The 18,515-nt window shown below is 63.1% G+C and carries 16 protein-coding genes; 5 read left to right on the forward strand and 11 right to left on the reverse strand.

The window, feature by feature from the left end:
- Nucleotides 1-3: 3 nt before the first annotated feature.
- The 3 genes from creB to creD are packed head-to-tail and all read left to right on the forward strand — an operon-like array spanning nt 4 to nt 3,511.
- Entirely contained in the window at nt 4-672 is a 669-nt protein-coding gene (gene creB, locus TU79_RS02940) for a two-component system response regulator CreB (RefSeq protein ID WP_057006626.1), read from the forward strand.
- Nucleotides 672-2,111, forward strand: a complete 1,440-nt coding sequence (creC, locus tag TU79_RS02945) for a two-component system sensor histidine kinase CreC (RefSeq protein WP_057006627.1) — start codon at nt 672-674, stop codon at nt 2,109-2,111. The genes creB and creC overlap by 1 nt, the downstream gene beginning before the upstream one ends.
- Nucleotides 2,112-2,164: 53 nt before the next feature.
- Nucleotides 2,165-3,511, forward strand: a complete 1,347-nt coding sequence (creD, locus tag TU79_RS02950; RefSeq protein WP_057006628.1) for a cell envelope integrity protein CreD — start codon at nt 2,165-2,167, stop codon at nt 3,509-3,511.
- A gap of 198 nt (nt 3,512-3,709) precedes the next feature.
- On the opposite strand, the gene TU79_RS02955 is transcribed toward creD, so the two are convergent.
- From TU79_RS02955 to TU79_RS02990, 8 genes are all read right to left on the reverse strand, one after another.
- Nucleotides 3,710-4,339 carry a glutathione S-transferase gene (locus TU79_RS02955; RefSeq protein WP_057006629.1) on the reverse strand — a complete coding sequence of 210 codons (630 nt, stop codon included), beginning with the start codon at nt 4,337-4,339 and terminating at the stop codon, nt 3,710-3,712.
- A 163-nt stretch (nt 4,340-4,502) separates the two neighbouring features.
- Complete coding sequence (locus tag TU79_RS02960; protein WP_057006630.1) at nt 4,503-4,685, reverse strand: hypothetical protein; 183 nt, start codon at nt 4,683-4,685, stop codon at nt 4,503-4,505.
- Nucleotides 4,682-5,785, reverse strand: coding sequence for a PepSY-associated TM helix domain-containing protein (locus tag TU79_RS02965; RefSeq protein ID WP_057006631.1), 1,104 nt, complete (start codon nt 5,783-5,785; stop codon nt 4,682-4,684). Before TU79_RS02965 ends, TU79_RS02960 begins: the two co-directional genes overlap by 4 nt.
- 63 nt (nt 5,786-5,848) lie before the next feature.
- On the reverse strand, nt 5,849-8,278 hold the full coding sequence (locus tag TU79_RS02970; RefSeq protein ID WP_057006632.1) for a TonB-dependent siderophore receptor: 2,430 nt from the start codon (nt 8,276-8,278) through the stop codon (nt 5,849-5,851).
- A gap of 133 nt (nt 8,279-8,411) precedes the next feature.
- Nucleotides 8,412-9,374, reverse strand: a complete 963-nt coding sequence (locus tag TU79_RS02975; protein ID WP_173670262.1) for a FecR domain-containing protein — start codon at nt 9,372-9,374, stop codon at nt 8,412-8,414.
- A complete protein-coding gene (locus TU79_RS02980; protein ID WP_057006633.1) occupies nt 9,371-9,889 on the reverse strand; it encodes an RNA polymerase sigma factor in 519 nt (172 codons plus the stop codon). Before TU79_RS02980 ends, TU79_RS02975 begins: the two co-directional genes overlap by 4 nt.
- Before the next feature lie 100 nt (nt 9,890-9,989).
- A complete protein-coding gene (locus TU79_RS02985) occupies nt 9,990-10,697 on the reverse strand; it encodes a 3'-5' exonuclease (RefSeq protein ID WP_057006634.1) in 708 nt (235 codons plus the stop codon).
- Nucleotides 10,694-12,616 (reverse strand): putative nucleotidyltransferase substrate binding domain-containing protein, encoded by a 1,923-nt coding sequence (locus TU79_RS02990; RefSeq protein ID WP_057006721.1) that lies wholly within the window; start codon nt 12,614-12,616, stop codon nt 10,694-10,696. Before TU79_RS02990 ends, TU79_RS02985 begins: the two co-directional genes overlap by 4 nt.
- Nucleotides 12,617-12,862: 246 nt before the next feature.
- On the opposite strand from TU79_RS02990, the gene TU79_RS02995 reads away from it, so the two are divergent.
- Nucleotides 12,863-13,309, forward strand: coding sequence for a response regulator (locus TU79_RS02995; RefSeq protein ID WP_057006635.1), 447 nt, complete (start codon nt 12,863-12,865; stop codon nt 13,307-13,309).
- Nucleotides 13,310-13,471: 162 nt separating this feature from the next.
- Here the strand turns inward: TU79_RS02995 and TU79_RS03000 are convergent, their stop codons facing one another.
- The gene (locus tag TU79_RS03000; RefSeq protein WP_057006636.1) at nt 13,472-15,649 is read right to left on the reverse strand and encodes a malate synthase G; all 2,178 of its coding nucleotides are present in this window, start codon (nt 15,647-15,649) and stop codon (nt 13,472-13,474) included.
- A gap of 267 nt (nt 15,650-15,916) precedes the next feature.
- On the opposite strand from TU79_RS03000, the gene TU79_RS03005 reads away from it, so the two are divergent.
- The gene (locus TU79_RS03005) at nt 15,917-16,429 is read left to right on the forward strand and encodes a glycine cleavage system transcriptional repressor (RefSeq protein WP_057006637.1); all 513 of its coding nucleotides are present in this window, start codon (nt 15,917-15,919) and stop codon (nt 16,427-16,429) included.
- On the opposite strand, the gene rarD is transcribed toward TU79_RS03005, so the two are convergent.
- Nucleotides 16,430-17,314, reverse strand: coding sequence for an EamA family transporter RarD (gene rarD, locus TU79_RS03010; protein WP_057006638.1), 885 nt, complete (start codon nt 17,312-17,314; stop codon nt 16,430-16,432). It abuts the gene before it with no gap.
- Nucleotides 17,315-17,422: 108 nt separating this feature from the next.
- Nucleotides 17,423-18,397, reverse strand: a complete 975-nt coding sequence (locus TU79_RS03015) for a serine/threonine protein kinase (protein WP_057006639.1) — start codon at nt 18,395-18,397, stop codon at nt 17,423-17,425.
- Between the last annotated feature and the right edge of the window lie 118 nt (nt 18,398-18,515).

Genomic DNA, 18,515 nt, shown 5'->3' on the forward strand with positions numbered 1-18,515 from the left:
GCCATGGCGCACATCCTGATTGTCGAAGACGAAGCCGCAATTGCCGATACGCTGATCTTCGCCCTGCAGGGCGAAGGGTTCACCACCACCTGGCTGACCCTCGGCCAGGCGGCACTTGCGCACCAGCGCCAGACCCCGGCCGACCTGGTGATTCTCGACATCGGCCTGCCGGATATCAGCGGCTTTGAAACCTGCAGGCAACTGCGCCGTTTCAGCGAAGTGCCGGTGATGTTTCTCAGCGCCCGGGATGGCGAGATCGACCGGGTGGTGGGGCTGGAGATCGGCGCCGACGACTACGTGGTCAAGCCGTTCAGCCCGCGTGAAGTGGCGGCGCGGGTGCGGGCGATTCTCAAGCGGGTCGGCCCGGGGGCGCCGCCGGCGGTGTTCCAGATCGATCTGGAGCGCATGCAGATCACCTATCGCAGCCAGCCCCTGAGCCTGACCCGCCATGAGTTCCGCCTCTTGCAAAGCCTGCTGGAACAGCCCGAGCGGGTATTCAGCCGCGAGCAACTGCTGGACGCGGTGGGCGTGCCCGCCGACGCCGGCTACGAGCGCAATATCGACACTCACATCAAAAGCCTGCGCAGCAAATTGCGCAGCGTGGCGGCGCAGGCCGAGCCGATCCAGACCCATCGCGGCCTCGGCTACAGCTACAGCCCCGGCAACAGCTGATGCGCCTGGGGCTGCGGATTTTCCTGGTGTATGCGCTGTTTATCGGCCTGACCGGTTATTTCGTGCTCAGCACCGTCATGAACGAAATTCGGCCCGGTGTGCGTCAGTCCACCGAGGAAACCCTGGTGGACACCGCCAACCTGCTGGCCGAAGTGCTGCGCAACGACGTGCAGAACGGCACCCTCGGCCAAAGCCATTGGCCGCAGCTGCTCAAGGCCTACGGCAGCCGCCAGCCGGGCGCGACCATCTGGGGGCTGCCGAAAAACCAGGTCAACCATCGCATCTATGTGACCGACGCCCAGGGCCGGGTGCTGCTCGACTCCACGGGGCAAGCGCTGGGCCAGGACTATTCCCGCTGGAACGACGTGTACCTGACCCTGCGCGGTGAATACGGCGCGCGTTCCACCCGCAGCGACCCCGACGACCCGGCCTCGTCGGTGATGCACGTGGGCGCACCGATCCGCGACCACGGCCGGATCATCGGCGTGGTCACCGTGGCCAAGCCCAACAGTTCCTTGCAGCCCTATGTCGACCGCACCGAGCGCCGTCTGCTGTGGTACGGCGCCGGGCTGGTGGTGCTCGGCCTGCTGCTCGGCGCGTTGCTGTCGTGGTGGTTGAGCGCTGCCTTGCGGCGCCTCACCGCCTATGCCGAGGCGGTCAGCGAGGGGCGCCGTGCCGAGTTGCCGCATTATCGGGGCGGCGAGCTCAAGCAGTTGTCCACCGCCGTGGAGCACATGCGCACGCAACTGGAAGGCAAGGCATACGTTGAGCATTACGTGCACACCCTGACCCACGAGTTGAAAAGCCCGCTGGCGGCGATTCGCGGCGCGGCGGAGTTGTTGCAGGGCGACATGAGCCGCGAGCAGCAGCAGCGCTTCGTCGGCAATATCGACAGCGAAAGCGCGCGCCTGCAGCAGTTGATCGAACGCCTGCTGAACCTGGCGCAGGTCGAACAGCGCCAGGGCCTGGAAGAGCAGGCGAGCATCCCGCTGGCGGCATTGGTCGATGAGGTGCTCACGGCGCAGTGCGCGCGTATCGAAGGGGCAGGGTTGCGGGTTGAGCAGGCCATTGCGGCGGATGTGCAGGTGTTCGGCGAGCCCTTTCTGTTGCGCCAGGCGCTGGGCAATCTGCTGGATAACGCCCTGGATTTCACCCCGGCCGGCGGCACGCTGAGGTTCAGCGCGCAGGTGCGGCATCACGATGTAGACGTCAGCCTGTTCAACCAGGCAGAGCCGATTCCCGACTATGCCCTGCCGCGCCTGAGCGAGCGCTTTTACTCGCTGCCACGCCCGGCCAGCGGACGCAAAAGCACGGGTCTGGGCCTCAACTTTGTCGAAGAAGTGATGAAGCTGCACGGTGGCGCCATGGCGATCAGCAATGTGCCGGGCGGCGTGCAAGTGGTGCTGCATCTCCACACAGTCTCCACGATGCCCACATAAATCGCCCACATGCGCGGCTCACGCTCTGCCCATCCAAAACAGGGAGAGCCCCGATGAACCGCAGCCTGCTTTTCAAACTTGGCGCCATTGCGCTGTTGATGTTGCTGTTGATGATTCCGTTGCTGATGATCAACGGCATCATCAGTGACCGTCAGCAGACGCGCGATGACGTATTGACGGATATCGCCCGCAGCTCCAGTTACGCACAGCGCCTCACTGGCCCGGTGATGGTGGTGCCTTATCGCAGGACCGTGCGCGAGTGGAAGCTCAATGAAAAACTCAATCAACGCTACGAAGAAACCCGCGAAGAGCGCGGTCGTCTGTATTTCCTGCCGGAGCGTTTTGAGCTCGACGGCCGGGTGCAGACCGAACTGCGTGCGCGGGGCATTTACCAGGCGCGGCTGTTCCATGCCGACAACCGCATCAGCGGGCGTTTCGCGTTGCCAGAGCAATTGGGCATTACCGAGCATTTTGCCGATTACCGCTTTGAGCCGGCGTTTCTGGCGGTGGGTATCAGCGATATTCGCGGCATCGAAAATGCGCTGAAACTGGAGCTGGGCAGCCAGCGCCTTGAGTTCGCGCCGGGCTCCCAGGTGGACTGGCTGGGGGAGGGCGTGCACGTGGCGTTGCCGACGCTGGACAGCCGCAAGCCTGCCGCGCTGGAGTTCGCCTTCGACCTGCGCCTGCAAGGTACCGAACAGTTGCACGTGGTGCCGGTGGGCAAGACCAGCCAGGTGTCACTCGCTTCCAACTGGCCACACCCCAGCTTTATCGGCAATTTCCTGCCGACGCAGCGAGACGTCACGGACAAGGGTTTTACCGCCCACTGGCAGACCTCCTTTTTCGCCACCAACCTGGAGCAGGCCCTGCAAACCTGCCTGGACCGCCAGGCCTGTGAAGACCTCAACAACCGCAGCTTCGGCGTGAACTTCATCGATCCCGTGGACCAGTACCTCAAGAGCGACCGCGCGATCAAATACGCGCTGCTGTTCATTGCCCTGACCTTTGGCGCTTTCTTCCTGTTCGAAGTGCTGAAGAACCTGGCGGTGCACCCGATCCAGTACGCCCTGGTGGGCGCGGCCCTGGCCTTCTTTTACCTGCTGTTGCTGTCGCTGGCCGAACACCTGGGTTTCGCCCTGGCCTACCTGATCTCGGCGAGCGCCTGTGTGCTGTTGATCGGCTTTTACGTGTGTCATGTGCTGCGCAGCATTGCCCACGGCCTGGGATTTTCGGTGGGTTTGGCGGCGCTGTATGGCTTGTTGTACGGCCTGCTCAGCGCCGAGGATTATGCGCTGCTGATGGGCTCGCTGTTGCTGTTCGCCCTGCTCGGCACGGTGATGGTGCTGACGCGAAAACTGGATTGGTACGGCGTGGGCCGACGCAAGGGGATTGAGCAATGATGGGCTTGCGCGAGGATCAACAGTTAAGGAACCAGTTGGTGAGCAGGATCAACACGCTGTTGTGGCGAGCGGGCTTGCCCCGCGCTGGGCTGTGCAGCAGCCCCAAAACCAGCCGCAGAGGAGTGCCTGAAGCACCGCAATCTGCTTGAGGGGCTGCTTCGCAGCCCAACGCGGGGCAAGCCCGCTCGCCACAGAATGTCAGGCAGGTGGCTGGGTCTGCAGCATCGAAGGCCGCTGGCTGACCTCGGCATACCACTGCGCAAGCCTGGGGTTATCTGCCCGCCACTGCAGGTCCGGATGGCGGAAATCAAGGTAGCCCAGGGCACAGGCCGCGCTGATGGCGGCGATGTCGAAATGGCTGGCCAGTTCGGCCATTGCGCCCTGTTCCAGCTCGGCGAGGGTGCGGCGTATTTTGTGGCGTTGTTCGTCCAGCCACGCAGCCCAGTGTTTTTCCACCGGGCGCAGGGCGAGCTCGTAGCGCGTCAGCACGGCGGCATCCAGGATGCCGTCGGCCATCGAGGCCAATGTGAGGCGACGCCAGCGGGCCGAGCCGTCGCGAGGGATGAGCGGGTTGCCGACGTGCTGGTGGTCGAGGTAATCGAGGATCACCCGGCTGTCGTGCAGCATGTTGCCATCGGCCAGGCGCAGGGCCGGGATCTTGCCGACAGGGTTGCCTTGCACCACTTGGGCGTCCGGGCTGACTGGCGTCGGCACGCAGTCGTGCAGGGCCACGCGGTCCTGCTGGCCGGTTTCGATCAGCAGCACGCGGACTTTGCGCACGAAGGGCGAAGCGGGGTTGTGGAACAAGGTCATGCTGGGCGTGGACATGGGCATTCCTCGAAGTGGGCAGGGGCCTAGCCTATGAGGTTGGGCGGTGGCTGGCGAGGAGATTGTGGTGTTTTTTCGGGCCTCATCGGGAGCAAGCCCCCTCCCACATTTGAAAGTATTCACAATTCAAAATGTGGAAGGGGGCTTGCTCCCGATAGCGCACTCAGCCGCGCCGCGCCAACAACCCCCAGGCGCCAATCACCGCAGGAATCCCCAGCCCCACCCAGCTCAAAACGTCCCAGAGCCCGTCGCCCAACAGCGCCGCAAACAACCCGGTGGCGCTGAGCAGGCCGATCCCCAGCGGTATGCCAAACACCTTCCAGAAACTCGACTGGCGCGGCTTCATGCCTTGCCCGCCCTGCGCCGCACGAGCCACAGGTACACGCCGCTGCCCAGCACGATGAGGGTCAGCACATCCAGCAACGCCCACAGGATCTTCATCGGCATGCCGCCGTAGTCACCAAAATGCAACGGCTGCGACATGCCCATGGCGTCCATGTACCACGGCCGTTCGGCAATGGCAGTGACGGCCAGGGTGCGGGCGTCGATCAGTACCGGCGTGAGCAGATGCGAGGTCAGGTGCGTGCTGCCTTTCATGAACACGGCGTAATGGTGCTCGCTGGAAAAGCGTGTGCCGGGGAAGGCGATGAAGTCCGGCTGCATGCCCGGCGCGGCCTTGGCGGCAATGCTCAGCAACTCGGTGACCGGTGCGCGCTGCGTCAGCGGCGGGGCGTTTTTGTAGGGTTCGATCATGGTGCTGAGGCTGTCGGTGCGCCAGGCAGCGATGATCAGATCGGCGCAGGCACTGATCACGCCGGTCACGCCCACCACCAGCGCCCAGGTCAGGGTGACCGCGCCGAGCAGGTTGTGCAGGTCGAGCCAGCGCAGGCGCGTGGATTTATCCTGGCGCACCGTCCCGAATTTCAAACGCCGCATGAACGGCAGGTACAGCACCGTGCCGGAGACAATCGCCAGCACAAACAGCAAGCCCATGAACGCCAGCAGCAACTTGCCCGGCAGGCCGGCGAACATGTCCACATGCAGGCGCAGCACGAACAGCGTGAAACCGCCATTGGCCGACGGCATCTCCACCGATTCACCGGTGCGTGCGTCGAGCATGAAGGTGTGCGACGCGTTGGGCTCGGTGCCGGCGGTCGCCGCCATGATCGCGATCACCCCGTTTTTGTCGTCCTCGTCCCAGGCCAAATATTGCATGGCCTCGCCCGGGCGATGGGCCTGGGCTTTGGCGACCAGTTGTTCCAGGTCGAGCTGCGGCGTGTCGGCCGGCATCTGCGCAAGCGTCGGCTCGTTGCCCAGCAGGTGGTCGATCTCATGATGAAACACCAGCGGCAGCCCGGTGAGGGCGAGCAGCAACAGGAATACGGTGCAGATCAGGCTGGTCCAGGTGTGGATGAAGGACCAGCGGCGGATGGTTTTGCTTTTCATTTTTCTAGCCTTCAAACGCACCGAAGCCGTCCCGGAGGACGGCCTGGTGGTTAACTCAGCGGATTACCACTGATAAGTGGCACTGGCGACTACGCTGCGTTGGTCGCCGAAGTAGCAGTAGGAGCCATCGCAGGTGGAAATGTAATCCTTGTTGAACAGGTTAGTGGCGTTCACTTTCACCGACGCACCCTTGAGGCTGTTGTCCAGTCGGCCGAGGTCATAGTGCACGGCGCCGTCGAACACGGTGTAGGCATTGGCTTTTCCGGCCCAGGTGTTGGCCTGGTCGCCATAGGTGTTGCCGGTGTAGCGCGCGCCAAAGCCGATACCGAAACCGTCGAGTGGTCCGGTATGCCAGGTGTAGTCGGTCCACAGCGAGGCTTGCTGATTGGGGATCAGTTGCAGACGGTTGCCTTTGTACTGGCCCTTTTGCACTTCAGACTTGGCCAGGGTATAGGCCGCGATTACCTTGAGGTTGTCGGTCACGTCAGACACGGCTTCCAATTCCAGGCCCTTGACCTTCACTTCGCCGGTCTGATCGGTGACCGAGGCACCACCGGACTGGAAGCTGGTGACTTGTACATTCTTCTGCGCCAGGTCGTAGACCGCGGCACTGAGCAGGGTGTTGGAGCCGGGCGGCTGGTATTTGATCCCCAGTTCCCACTGCTGGCCTTCGGTCGGTTTGAACGACTGGACGGGGTCTACGCTGGCGTTGCTCGCGGGCTGGAACGACTCGGCGTAGGAGAGGTAGGGCACGAAACCTGAGTCGAACACATAGCTCAACGCCGCATTGCCGCTGAAGTTCTTGCTGCGGTCGGTATTGGTGGCGTCGTTTTTATTGAAGTAGGTGGTGCCCTGGTGTACCCAGTCTTCCCGGCCGCCAAGGGTCAGGCGCCAGTTATCGAGGGCCATTTGGTCCTGCACGTAAAGGCCGGTCTGCACGGTTTTCTGGTTGTAGTCGTAGAAGGCTGTCGAGCGCGCCGGGCGTACGATCGGCTGACCGTAGACCGGGTTGAAAATGTTGGTGGTGCCGCCGTCGCCGAAAATCGCCAGGTACGAGGTGTCGGTGCGTTGATGATCCAGGCCCAGCAGCAGGGTGTGAGTGATGTTGCCGGTAGCGAAGTCAGCCTGGAAATTGTTATCCACTGCGAACTGGCTGATGTCCTCGTCCACGTTGGTCGAGGAGCGGCTGATATTGCCATTCGCATCAGCAGGAGAGAATGCGTAGGAACCGACCGTCAGTTGCTGGAATGCCAATTCGGACTTGGTGTAGCGCAGGTTCTGCTTGAATTGCCAAGTATCGTTGAAGCGATGCTCGAATGCGTAGCCGAGTGCGTAGTAGGTACGGTCGTAGAAGTCGTAATCGGGATCGCCAAGGTTCTTGTGGTGGGAAACCTTGCCCAGCGGTGATTTGATCTTGGTGCCCTGGATCGGCAGGAACTGGCTGGTGGTGCCGGTATCATCGCGGGTGAACTGTGACAGCAGGGTCAACTTGGTATCGGTATCGATATTCCAGCTCAGGCTGGGCGCAATGTTGTAGCGCTTATTGTCGATATGGTCGACCTGAGTGCCAGCATCACGCAGCACACCGCTGAGGCTGTAGAGAAATTGGCCTTCGTCATCGATTTTGCCGGTGCTGTCGAAGTTGATCTGACGGTAGTTGTCACTGCCGTACTGCACCTGCACCGCGTTACTCGATTCTGCGCTGGGACGCCGGCTGACCATGTCCAGCAGACCGCCCGGCGGGGTCTGGCCATAGACCGACGAGGCAGGGCCGCGCAGCAGGGCGAGGCGGTCCAGATTCCAGGTTTCGGCTTTAGGGTTGGCGTACACACCGCGCGGCAGTGGCAGGCCGTCGAGGAATTGGGTGGGTTCGAAGCCGCGTACGCGCATCCAGTCGTAGCGCGTGTCGCTGCCGTAGCTGGCGGACACAATGCCGGGCATGTATTTGACGGCATCGTCCAGGTTCTGGACGTTGCGGTCCTGCATCTGCTCGCGGGTGGCAACGGAAATCGAGCGTGGCGCTTCGACCAGTGCGGTGTCGGTCTTGGTGCCGGCGGCGGTGCGCTTGGCCAGGTAACCCTCCACCGGCCCCCACGCACTCTCATAACCCCCCTGCCCGATAACGCTGGTCTGCGGCAACGCCACAACCCCGTCCGGCATCGGCACCAACGTAAACGTCCCTGCCGTGCCTTGCTCCAGTTGCAGCCCTGTCCCGCGCAAGGCTTCACGCAGCGCGCTTTGCGCATCGAACTGGCCCTTGACCGGTGCCGAGGTCTTGCCGGCGGCGAGGGTCGGGTTGAGGGTCAGCGCAAGGCCGGCCTGGCTGGCGATCTGGTTCAGGGTGCTGGCCAGTGGCGCGGACGGCAGGTTGTAGGCGCGCACGCTGGCGGATTGTTCGGCGGCGAGCAGCAAGGGGCTGGCGAGCGGGGTGCCGAAGGCAATGGCCACGGCTAACAGGCTGGGGCGCAACAGGGTGTCGAGCGTGCGGGACATGAAGGGCGGCTCCTGGAAATATTTCTCGATTGCCTGGATGCCGGATGAGAATTGGAAAGTGATAGGGCGGGAGGTAAATATTTTTTGGGTTGTTGTTGAGGGCCTCATCGGGGGCAAGCCCCCTCCCACATTTTTAAGGCCTGGCGCGCACCGTCACCCACCACGGCGTGTGCTGCTCAATCTGCACCGGCAGCGTCGGCAGCAATGCATTGAGCGCCAGGTTGGTATCGCGCAGCGGGAAACTGCCGGTGATGCGCAGGTCGGCCACGTTTTTATCCACGCCCAAATGGCCGCTGCGGTAGCGGCCGAGCTCCTTGATCACGTCACTGAGGCGCGCGTTGTCGACCACCAGCATGCCGCGCGTCCAGGCGTCGCTGCCGGGGGCGGCGGCCAGCACCGGGCCAAGGCCATCGCTGCGCATCAGCACTTGCTGGCCGGCCTTGACGATCTGTGCCTGATGCAGCGCCTCAGGCTGCGCGGCCACGGCCGACTGCAACACGCTCAGGCGCGTGGCGTGGTCTTCGCGCTTGACGATGAACCGCGTGCCCAGTGCCCTTAGGCTGCCGTCGGGGGTTTGTACGTAAAACGGGCGCGCGTCGCCATGGCCGGTTTCGATCAGGATTTCGCCTGCCTGCAACACGATCAGGCGGCGCTGTTCGTCGAAGCGCACGTCGATGGCGCTGTGGGTGTTGAGGTTGATCGAGGTGCCATCGGCCAGTGTCAGCGTGCGTTGCTCGCCGGTGGCGGTGCGGTGGTCGGCGAGCCAGTAATGCAGTGGCACGTAGCGCTCGCCGGCAAACAACGCCAGCCCGCACACCAGCGCGATACTCGCCAGGCCACGGCCCAGCTTGCGCACACGCTGGCGAATGCCTTCGCGCGACTGCAGCAAGGCCGCCCGCGCCGGGCCCGAGGCTGCGCTGAAACGCTGGTCGAGCATGCCCAACTGACGCCAGGCGCGGGCGTGTTCGGCATCGCTGGCCAGCCATCTGCGCAGTTCTTCCTGTTCCACCGCGCTGGCGTCGCCCGCGTCGAGGGACAGTTGCCAGGCAATCGCGGCATCCAGCACCCGCGCCGAGACCGGTTTGGCACCTATCACAGCGGCTGGCCGTACAAGGCGATGTAGCACTGGCGTATCCCCTGGGCCAGGTACTGACGCACGCGAGGCACCGAGACGCCCAGGCGCTGGGCAATTTCGGCGTGGCCCATGCCGTCCAGGCGGCTGTGCAGAAACGCGGCGCGGGCCTTGCTCGACAGTTTGCCGAGCAGGCGGTCGATGGCCTTGAGGTCTTCGAGGATCAATTGCTGTGCTTCGGGCGAAGGGTGTTCGCTTTGCGGGATCAGCATCAGTTCGGTGAGGTAGGCCTGTTCCAGCGCCGCGCGGCGGAAGTAGTCGAACAGCAGGCCCTTGGCGATGGCCACCAGAAAGGCACGCGGCTCGCGGGGTTCGTGCAGCTCGGCACGTCCCAGCAGGCGCACGAAGGTGTCCTGGCTGAGGTCTTCGGCGCGGCTGGCGCAGGCCACGTTGCGCCGCAGCCAGGCCAGCAGCCAGCCACGATGGTCGCGGTACAACGCGCCAACAAGCTCACTGTGGGAAGGCTGGACTGACGACAAGGCATCACCGGATAAACGAATTGTTTAAACTAACGAGAATTATTCGCGATTGTGGCAGAGGCATCGGATGGGCGCAATTGGTGTTTGTCGGGAGGTGACACTAAAACGATGGCGCGTTTTTGCGCCGTCTCCATTGGCCCAAGCGCTCCTGCAAGGCCTTTGGCGAGTCGATGTGCTGCTGGCGCGCGCGGCTGAACAGGATCAGCATCAGTTCTGCCGTGGCCAGGGCATCGGCGCTGGCGTGATGGCGTTCGCCCACGTGCAGGCCAAAGTGAAGGATCCAGTCGTCCAGCCCGGCTTCACGCAGTGGCGCGTCGGGGCACAGCAGCGGGGCGATCTCGGCCACGTCGAGGAACGGGTGGGCCAGACGATAGCCCAGGCTGTCCTTGAGCGCGCGGCCCAGCATGTGTTGATCGAACGGCGCATGAAAGGCCAGCAGCGGGCTGTCGCCGACAAACGTCATGAAGTCCAGCAGCGCCTCCACCGGGTCGCTGCCGGCGGCGATGGCGCTGGGGCCCAGGCCGTGGATCAGCACGCTGGGGCTGAGCCGGTTGTCGGCGCGGTGCAGCGTGCGTTCGAACAGTTGCGAGAAGTCCACCGCACCGTCCTCGATCACCACGGCGCCGATGGACAGCACCTGGTCGCGGTTGAGGTTCAGGCCGCTGGTTTCCAGGTCCACCACTACCCAGCGCTGGCTGCGCAAAGAGCCGTCGCCCAGTGCGCAGGGTGTGGGCAGTTGCAGCAGGCGTTGCTGCTGCGCCGCGTCGAGCCGCGGTTTTGTCTTGCGCAGCCAGCTGAACAGGCTCACAGCTGATACCGAAATGTCAGGCTGCTCTGCAGACGTTGGGCCTGGCGCAGGGATTCGCGCAGGATAAGGCGGTCCAGGTGGTTGAGGCTGTCGGGATCGACGCGGTTGGAGTACGGCTGGTTTTCCCGGCTTTGCAGTTGGTGCTGCTGCATGCGGGTCTGCTGGATAAAGTGATAGGCCTCTTCATACGCGGCGCCATCCAGCGGCTCGATCACGGCCTTGATCACCAGTTGGCGCAGACGCTCCAGGGTGTTATTGGCGTGAATGCCATTGGCCAGGGCCAGCAGGCGGGCGCCGTCAACGAATGGCGTAAGGCCCTGCACCTTGAGATCGAGGGTGGCCTTTTCAGCGCCGTTGCGCGTCAGCACGAAATCGCGAAAGCGCCCAACCGGCGGGCGCTGGCGCAGGGCGTTCTCGGCCAGCATGCGCTGGAAGAGGCGGTTGTCGGCGACCTGGTCAAGGATGCCCTGGCGCAGTTGCTCACAGCCCTGCTCATCGCCCCACACCACGCGCAGGTCGAAATAGATGCTCGAAGCCAGCAGGTTTTCCGGGGTGGCCTCGCGAATAAACGCCGCAAAGCGGCGCGCCCATTCGGCGCGAGACAGGCACAGCTCGGGGTTGCCGGCCATGATGTTGCCCTTGCACAGGCTGAAGCCGCACAGGGCCAGGCTCTGGTTGATCTGCTGCGCCAACGGCAGCAGGCGCCCGCGTAGCTCGGCGGCTTCGGCGGCGTCCCTGGCCTCGAACAGGATGCCGTTGTCCTGATCGGTGTACAGCGTCTGTTCGCGGCGCCCTTCGCTGCCGAAGCACAACCAACTGAACGGCACGCCCGGGTCGCCCTTTTCGGCGAGGGTCAGCTCGATCACCCGGCACACAGTATGGTCGTTGAGCAGCGTGATGATATGGGTGATCTGGGTGGACGAGGCGCCGTGGGCGAGCATGCGCTCCACCAGTTGACCGATCTCGCCGCGCATCGCCACCAGGTTGTCGACCCTGGGCGCGTTGCGGATGGTACGGGCCAGGTGCACCAGGTCGACCCGTTGCAGGGAAAACAGGTCGCGTTCGGACACCACGCCGCACAGGCGCTGGTCCTTCACCAGGCACACGTGGGCGATATGCCGTTCGGTCATGGCGATGGCGGCGTCGAAGGCGCTGTGGTCCGGCGTGAGAAAAAACGGCGCCTGGGTCATGTGGCCCACGATGGCCTGGCTGAAGTCGCCGGTGCCGTCGGCTACCACCTGGCGCAGGTCGCGCAGGGTGAAGATGCCCTGAGGCGCCTGCTGGTCGTCGACGATCACGATGCTGCCCACTTGCTGCTCATGCATCAGCGTCACGGCTTCGCGCAGCGGTGTTTGCGGGCTGCACATCACCGGATGGCGCATGGCCAATTCGCCCAGGCGGGTGTTCAGCGAGTATTGGGTGCCAAGGGTTTCCACGGCCTTTTGTTGCACCTGTTGGTTGACCTGGTCCAGCAGGCTGCTGACGCCGCGCAAGGCGAAATCGCGGAACGGGCTGGACAGCGCAAACAGCTTGATAAAGGCCGGCTTGTTCAGTTGCAGGCAGAAGGTGTCTTCGGCGGCTTTGTGTTCGGTGCGGGTCGCTCGTTCGCCGAGTAATGCGGCCAGCGGAAAGCACTCACCGGTGGTGATTTCGAACGTGGTTTCGGTGGAGTCCGGGCGTTCACCCACCACGCGGCCTTGCTTGACGATATGGAAGTGTTCCACCGGCCCGCCCGACGGCTTGAGAATGCTGTCACCGGCGCCGTAGAAGCGCAGTTGACATTGCTCCACCAGAAACGCCAGGTGCGCGTTTTCCATCTGGTTGAACGGCGAAAAGCGCTGCAGGAATTGCAGGGTGCCGTGAATGTTCTGCAGCACGGCGGTTTTTCCCGCCTGGGCGAAAGCATCAGCTTTACTCATAACAGTGACCGCAATGTTTTTGTCGTTATCGTGCTGCATGGTCGGCTGGCGCAGGGCGGGTGCCCATTGGACGTAAGTCTAGGTAGCGAAGTGACTGCACGGACTAGGGAAAAGCCTTATAGGACTACCGTGCAAACCCCGTGGAACGCCCACTAGGCAAAGTTTCCGACGAAGTGCACATTGAACGCCGTTGCGCAGATGTCTGACGAGTGTGCTGCGAGATTGAATAGAACTGCTGAGAACTGTATGTCCGACCACGATATTTTGAGTGATGCCGAGCGCGAGGCGCTGAGCGCCGTGATGCTGGAGCCTGATTTACCGCCACAACGTGTGTTGATTGTTGATGACGACAAGGATGCGCGTGAACTGCTGGCGGAGATCCTGGGGCTGGACGGCATTCGCTGCATGACGGCCGACAGTGGTGAGGCAGCGTGGGAATTGTTGAAAACCAGCAGCTCGATTGGCTTGTTGATTACCGACCTGCGCATGGCGCCCGGAAGCGGTCTTGAGCTGATCCGCCAGGTGCGTGAATCCACCCGCGCGGCGTTGCCGATCATCATCATGTCGGGGGACGCCGAGGCACCGGATGTGATTGATGCGATGCACTTGAGCGTGGTGGATTTTTTGCTCAAGCCGATTGATAGCGTGCAGTTGGCGCAGATGGTGAAGCGGGAGTTGGGGATGATTTCCTGATGGTGAGGTGACGGTGCTGGCCTCATCGGGAGCAAGCCCCCTCCCACATGTCGAGCTGTGAATACCGTGCAAATGTGGGAGGGGGCTTGCTCCCGATAGCGCCACTCCAGTCACCCTGAAACCAAAGAAAAAGCCCCGATCTCTCGATCAGGGCTTTTTCATTTACAGGCCGTTTTTAGCCTTGAACTCCCGACGCCTGCGGTGCAGCACCGGCTCGGTGTAACCATTGGGTTGTTTGGTTCCTTCAATCACCAGCTCCACCGCCGCCTGAAACGCGATGTTGCTGTCGAAGTCCGGCGCCAACGGCCGGTACAGCGCATCCCCGGCATTCTGGCGGTCCACCACCGGCGCCATGCGCTTGAGGCTTTCCAGCACCTGGGCTTCGCTGACGATGCCGTGGCGCAGCCAGTTGGCAATGTGCTGGCTGGAAATACGCAGGGTGGCGCGGTCTTCCATCAGGCCCACATCGTTGATGTCCGGCACTTTGGAGCAGCCCACCCCCTGGTCGATCCAGCGCACCACGTAACCGAGAATGCCCTGGGCGTTGTTGTCCAGCTCGTTGCGGATTTCTTCGTCAGACCAATCGGTAGTGCCGGCCAGTGGAATCGTCAGGATGTCGTCCACCGAGGCGCGTTCGCGCTGGGCCAGTTCGGCCTGGCGGGCGAATACGTCGACCTTGTGATAGTGCAGCGCATGCAGGGCGGCGGCGGTTGGCGACGGCACCCAGGCGGTGTTGGCACCGGCCAGCGGGTGAGCGATTTTCTGTTCGAGCATGGCGGCCATCAGGTCGGGCATGGCCCACATGCCTTTGCCGATCTGGGCACGGCCCTGCAGGCCTGTGCTCAGGCCGATATCAACGTTCCAGTTTTCGTAGGCGCCGATCCATTTTTCCGCTTTCATGGCGGCCTTGCGCACCATCGCGCCGGCTTCCATGGAGGTGTGAATTTCATCGCCGGTGCGGTCGAGGAAGCCGGTGTTGATGAACACCACGCGCTCGCTGGCCGCCTGGATGCAGGCTTTGAGGTTGACCGTGGTGCGGCGCTCCTCGTCCATGATCCCCACCTTGAGGGTGTTGCGTGGCAGGTTCAGCACGCCTTCGATGCGGCCGAACAGCTCGTTGGTGAACGCCACTTCTTCAGGGCCATGCATCTTCGGTTTGACGATGTACACCGAGCCTGTGCGGCTGTTGCTGCGGCTGCTGTTGCCGTTGAGACTGTGGATCGCTGCGAGACTGGTGAGCAGGCCATCGAGAATGCCTTCGGGCACTTCGTTGCCGTGTTTATCGAGGATCGCGTCGATGGTCATCAGATGACCCACGTTGCGCACGAACAGCAGCGAGCGGCCGTGCAGCGTCACGTCTTCGCCGTGCACGCCGGTGTAGACGCGGTCGGGGTTCATGGTGCGGGTGAAGGTGGTGCCGCCCTTGGCGACTTCTTCAGCCAGGTCGCCCTTCATCAGGCCGAGCCAGTTGCGGTATATCACCACCTTGTCGTCGGCATCGACGGCGGCGACGGAGTCTTCGCAGTCCATGATGGTGGTGAGCGCGGCTTCCATCAGGATGTCTTTGATGCCGGCGGCATCGGTCTGGCCGACCGGCGTGTTGGCGTCGATCTGGATTTCGAAGTGCAGGCCGTTGTTTTTCAGCAGGATCGCAATCGGCTCGGCTGCCGGGCCCTGGAAGCCGATGAGCTGGGCGTCGTCGCGCAGGCCGCTGTTGCTGCCGCCTTTAAGGGCCACGATGAGCACGCCATCGACGATCTTGTAGCCGGTGGACTCGGCATGGCTGCCGGCGCTGAGTGGCGCGGCCTGGTCAAGGAAGGCACGGGCGAAGGCGATGACCTTGTCGCCACGCACCTTGTTGTAGCCCTTGCTCTTCTCGGCACCGTTGGCTTCGCTGATGGCGTCGGTGCCATAGAGCGCGTCGTACAGCGAGCCCCAACGGGCGTTGGAAGCGTTGAGGGCAAAGCGCGCGTTCATTACCGGCACCACCAGCTGCGGGCCGGCCATGCGGGCGATTTCGTCGTCGACGTTTTCGGTGGTGGCCTGGAAGTCGGCGACTTCCGGCAGCAGGTAACCGATCTCTTGCAGAAAGGCCTTATAAGCCACCGCATCGTGGGCCTGGCCGGCGTGGGCGTGGTGCCAGGCGTCGATCCGCGCCTGGAAATCGTCGCGTTTGGCGAGCAGTGTTTTGTTCTTCGGCGCGAGGTCGTGAATGACCTGGTCGGCGCCGGCCCAGAACTGCTCGGCCGTGAGGCCGGTGCCGGGAATCGCTTCGTTGTTGACGAAGTCGAACAGGACTTTGGCGACCTGCAGGCCACCGACTTGAACGTGTTCAGTCATTGCTTGCCTCACTCTGCGGAGCTTATGCGCTTTATCTGATGATCATTATGTAGTGCACGGTTGGGCATACTACATGATGCCTTGTGCTTGTGAATATCAGACTCAATACGTCGTTTAGCGACCCATTTTGATCATGCGGTCACGGCGAAGAGCCGGATGTTCTCAAGAAACCGTTAGATTGTTCCAGATAAAAATAAAAATGGTACACGATTTGTTTTCGGGGGCTTGCGGGTCCACTTTGTAGATTGATTTCCAGAGGGCTTCGCCATGGACCATCTTGTACTCACAATTATCGCCGCCGACAAACCCGGCCTCGTCGAACGCATCGCGCAGAACATTGCCGCCCACGGTGGCAACTGGCGGGAAAGCCGCATGGCCCATATGGCCGGGCAGTTTGCCGGGATTCTGCGGGTGAGCGTGCCGGTCGAGAGCCGACAGGCGCTGGTGGGCGCGCTGGAGGACCTGTCCACCCATGGCATTCGTGTGCTGGTGGGCGAGGGCAGCAGCGGGCAGGCGTCGACGTCCAAGTCGATTGTGATGACGCTGCTGGGCAATGACCGCTCGGGCATCGTGCGCGAGATCACTGCGCTGCTCAGCCAGCAGGGCGTCAACCTGGAGCGCCTGAGCACCGATGTGCGCCCGGCGCCCATGAGTGGCGACCCGCTGTTCAGTGCCGAAGCCCTGCTGCAGGTGCCGTCCGGCTTGTCCCTGGAAACCCTGCAGGAATCCCTGGAGACCCTGGCCGATGACTTGATGGTGGAGCTGCGCAGCGAGGAGTGATCAGCGTTTGCGCGCGTTCAACCCGATATCCACGCTGTACACCGCCAGCCCGGCCCAGATGAACGCGAAGGCGATCAGCGTGGCCGGCGCCAGGTGCTCGCCGAACAGCAGCACGGCTTCGAGCAGCACCAGGGTGGGCGCCACGTACTGCAAAAAGCCCAAGGTGGTATAGGGCAAATGCCGCGCGGCGGCGTTGAAACACACCAGCGGCACCAGCGTGACGGGACCGGCCGCGACCAGCCACCAGGCTTCGGACGTGCTCCAGAATGCCATCTGCGCGCTGTGGGCCGAAGGGTTGAACAGCAACCACGCCACGGCAATCGGCACCAGCATCCAGGTTTCCACCACCAGCCCCGGCAGCGCCTTGACCGGCGCCTGCTTGCGGATCAGCCCGTAGAAACCGAAGGTCAGCGCCAGCACCAGCGACACCCACGGCAAACTGCCGACCTGCCACACCTGCTGCGCCACACCCACCGCCGCCAGGCCCACGGCCACCCATTGCAGGCGACGCAGGCGCTCGCCGAGGATCAGCATGCCCAGCAGCACATTCACCAGTGGGTTGATGTAGTAACCCAGGCTCGCTTCGAGCATGCGCCCGCTGTTCACCGACCACACATAAGTCAGCCAGTTGGCCGCGATCAGCGAACCGCTGAGGGCCAGGATAGCCAGGCGCTTGGGGTTGTCGCGCAGCTCGCGCCACCAGCCCGGGTGTTTCCACACCATCAGCAACAAGCCGCCGAACAGCGCCGACCACAGCACCCGATGCACGATGATCTCGGCGGCGGGCACGCTGGCGATGGCTTTGAAGTAGAGCGGGAACAGGCCCCAGATGATGTAGGCGCTCAGGCCCAGGATGTACCCCTTGCGGGGGTTGGCGGCGTGCATGCGGAATCCTTGTTCGGACAACTGACAAAGGCGTGATTGTAAGGATATTTGTCAGCCCAGGGGATTGGCTTTGCTTTATGTGGGAGGGAGCAAGCCCCCTCCCACCTGTTAAAACAGCTTCAGGGGTTCTTCGTTGAGCGCCGACAGCTGCTCGCGCAACGCCAGCACCTGGTCGCCCCAATAACGCTCGCTGCCGAACCACGGGAAACTGTGGGGGAACGCCGGGTCGTCCCAGCGCCGTGCCAGCCAGGCGCTGTAGTGCATAAGACGCAGGGCGCGCAGCGGTTCGATCAGCGCCAGTTCGCGCGGGTCGAAGTCATGGAATTCCTGATAGCCATCCATCAATTCCGACAATTGCCCCAGGCATTCCTGGCGATCACCGGCGAGCATCATCCACAGGTCCTGCACCGCCGGGCCCATGCGGCAGTCGTCCAGGTCGACGATGTGGAACATTTCGTCACGGCACATCATGTTGCCGGGGTGGCAATCGCCGTGCATGCGGATGTTCTTGTGCGGCGTGGCCTTGTACACCTCTTCCACGCGCTTGAGCAGGTCGCGGGCGACCGACTCGTAGGCGGGCAACAGGCTTTTGGGGATGAAGTTGCCTTCGAGCAGGGTGGTGAGGGAGTCGTGGCCGAAGTTCTTCACACCCAGGGCTTCGCGGTGTTCGAACGGGCGGGTTGAGCCCACCGCGTGCAAGCGGCCGAGCAGTTGCCCAAGGCGGTGCAGTTGATCAAGGTTGCCCGGCTCCGGCGCGCGGCCACCCCGGCGTGGAAACAGCGTGAAGCGGAACCCGGCGTGTTCGAACAGGCTTTCGCCGTTGTGGATCATCGGCGCAACCACCGGCACGTCGCACTCGGCCAGCTCGAAGGTGAAGCGGTGTTCCTCGAGGATCGCCTCGTTGGTCCAGCGCTGCGGCCGGTAGAACTTGGCGATCAGCGGCTCGCTGTCTTCGATGCCCACCTGATACACGCGGTTTTCATAGCTGTTGAGCGCCAGCACGCGCGCATCGCTGAGAAAACCGATGCTTTCGACGGCGTCGAGGACCAGGTCGGGGGTGAGTGTTTCAAACGGGTGGGCCATGCGAACTCCTGCGCGCAGCAGGGCGCCGCGTCGGGCCTCGTATGGTAGCGCACCGGGACTGGGATAGGGGGTTGTCTGTGGCGAGCAGGCTTGTCCTGCGTTGGGGTGCGAAGCGCCC

This window comes from Pseudomonas trivialis (genome assembly GCF_001439805.1).
Lineage (GTDB): Bacteria > Pseudomonadota > Gammaproteobacteria > Pseudomonadales > Pseudomonadaceae > Aquipseudomonas > Aquipseudomonas trivialis.

What these genes read in the sequence shown, in the direction of transcription:
- TU79_RS02955 (WP_057006629.1), bottom strand. Translation starts at nt 4,339, where the DNA reads ATGTCCACGCCCAGCATGACCTTGTTCCACAACCCCGCTTCGCCCTTC.
- TU79_RS03005 (WP_057006637.1), top strand. Translation starts at nt 15,917, where the DNA reads ATGGACCATCTTGTACTCACAATTATCGCCGCCGACAAACCCGGCCTC.
- TU79_RS03000 (WP_057006636.1), bottom strand. Translation starts at nt 15,649, where the DNA reads ATGACTGAACACGTTCAAGTCGGTGGCCTGCAGGTCGCCAAAGTCCTG.
- TU79_RS03015 (WP_057006639.1), bottom strand. Translation starts at nt 18,397, where the DNA reads ATGGCCCACCCGTTTGAAACACTCACCCCCGACCTGGTCCTCGACGCC.
- TU79_RS02990 (WP_057006721.1), bottom strand. Translation starts at nt 12,616, where the DNA reads ATGAGTAAAGCTGATGCTTTCGCCCAGGCGGGAAAAACCGCCGTGCTG.
- creB (WP_057006626.1), top strand. Translation starts at nt 4, where the DNA reads ATGGCGCACATCCTGATTGTCGAAGACGAAGCCGCAATTGCCGATACG.
- creD (WP_057006628.1), top strand. Translation starts at nt 2,165, where the DNA reads ATGAACCGCAGCCTGCTTTTCAAACTTGGCGCCATTGCGCTGTTGATG.
- TU79_RS02965 (WP_057006631.1), bottom strand. Translation starts at nt 5,785, where the DNA reads ATGAAAAGCAAAACCATCCGCCGCTGGTCCTTCATCCACACCTGGACC.
- rarD (WP_057006638.1), bottom strand. Translation starts at nt 17,314, where the DNA reads ATGCACGCCGCCAACCCCCGCAAGGGGTACATCCTGGGCCTGAGCGCC.
- TU79_RS02970 (WP_057006632.1), bottom strand. Translation starts at nt 8,278, where the DNA reads ATGTCCCGCACGCTCGACACCCTGTTGCGCCCCAGCCTGTTAGCCGTG.
- creC (WP_057006627.1), top strand. Translation starts at nt 672, where the DNA reads ATGCGCCTGGGGCTGCGGATTTTCCTGGTGTATGCGCTGTTTATCGGC.
- TU79_RS02995 (WP_057006635.1), top strand. Translation starts at nt 12,863, where the DNA reads ATGTCCGACCACGATATTTTGAGTGATGCCGAGCGCGAGGCGCTGAGC.
- TU79_RS02960 (WP_057006630.1), bottom strand. Translation starts at nt 4,685, where the DNA reads ATGAAGCCGCGCCAGTCGAGTTTCTGGAAGGTGTTTGGCATACCGCTG.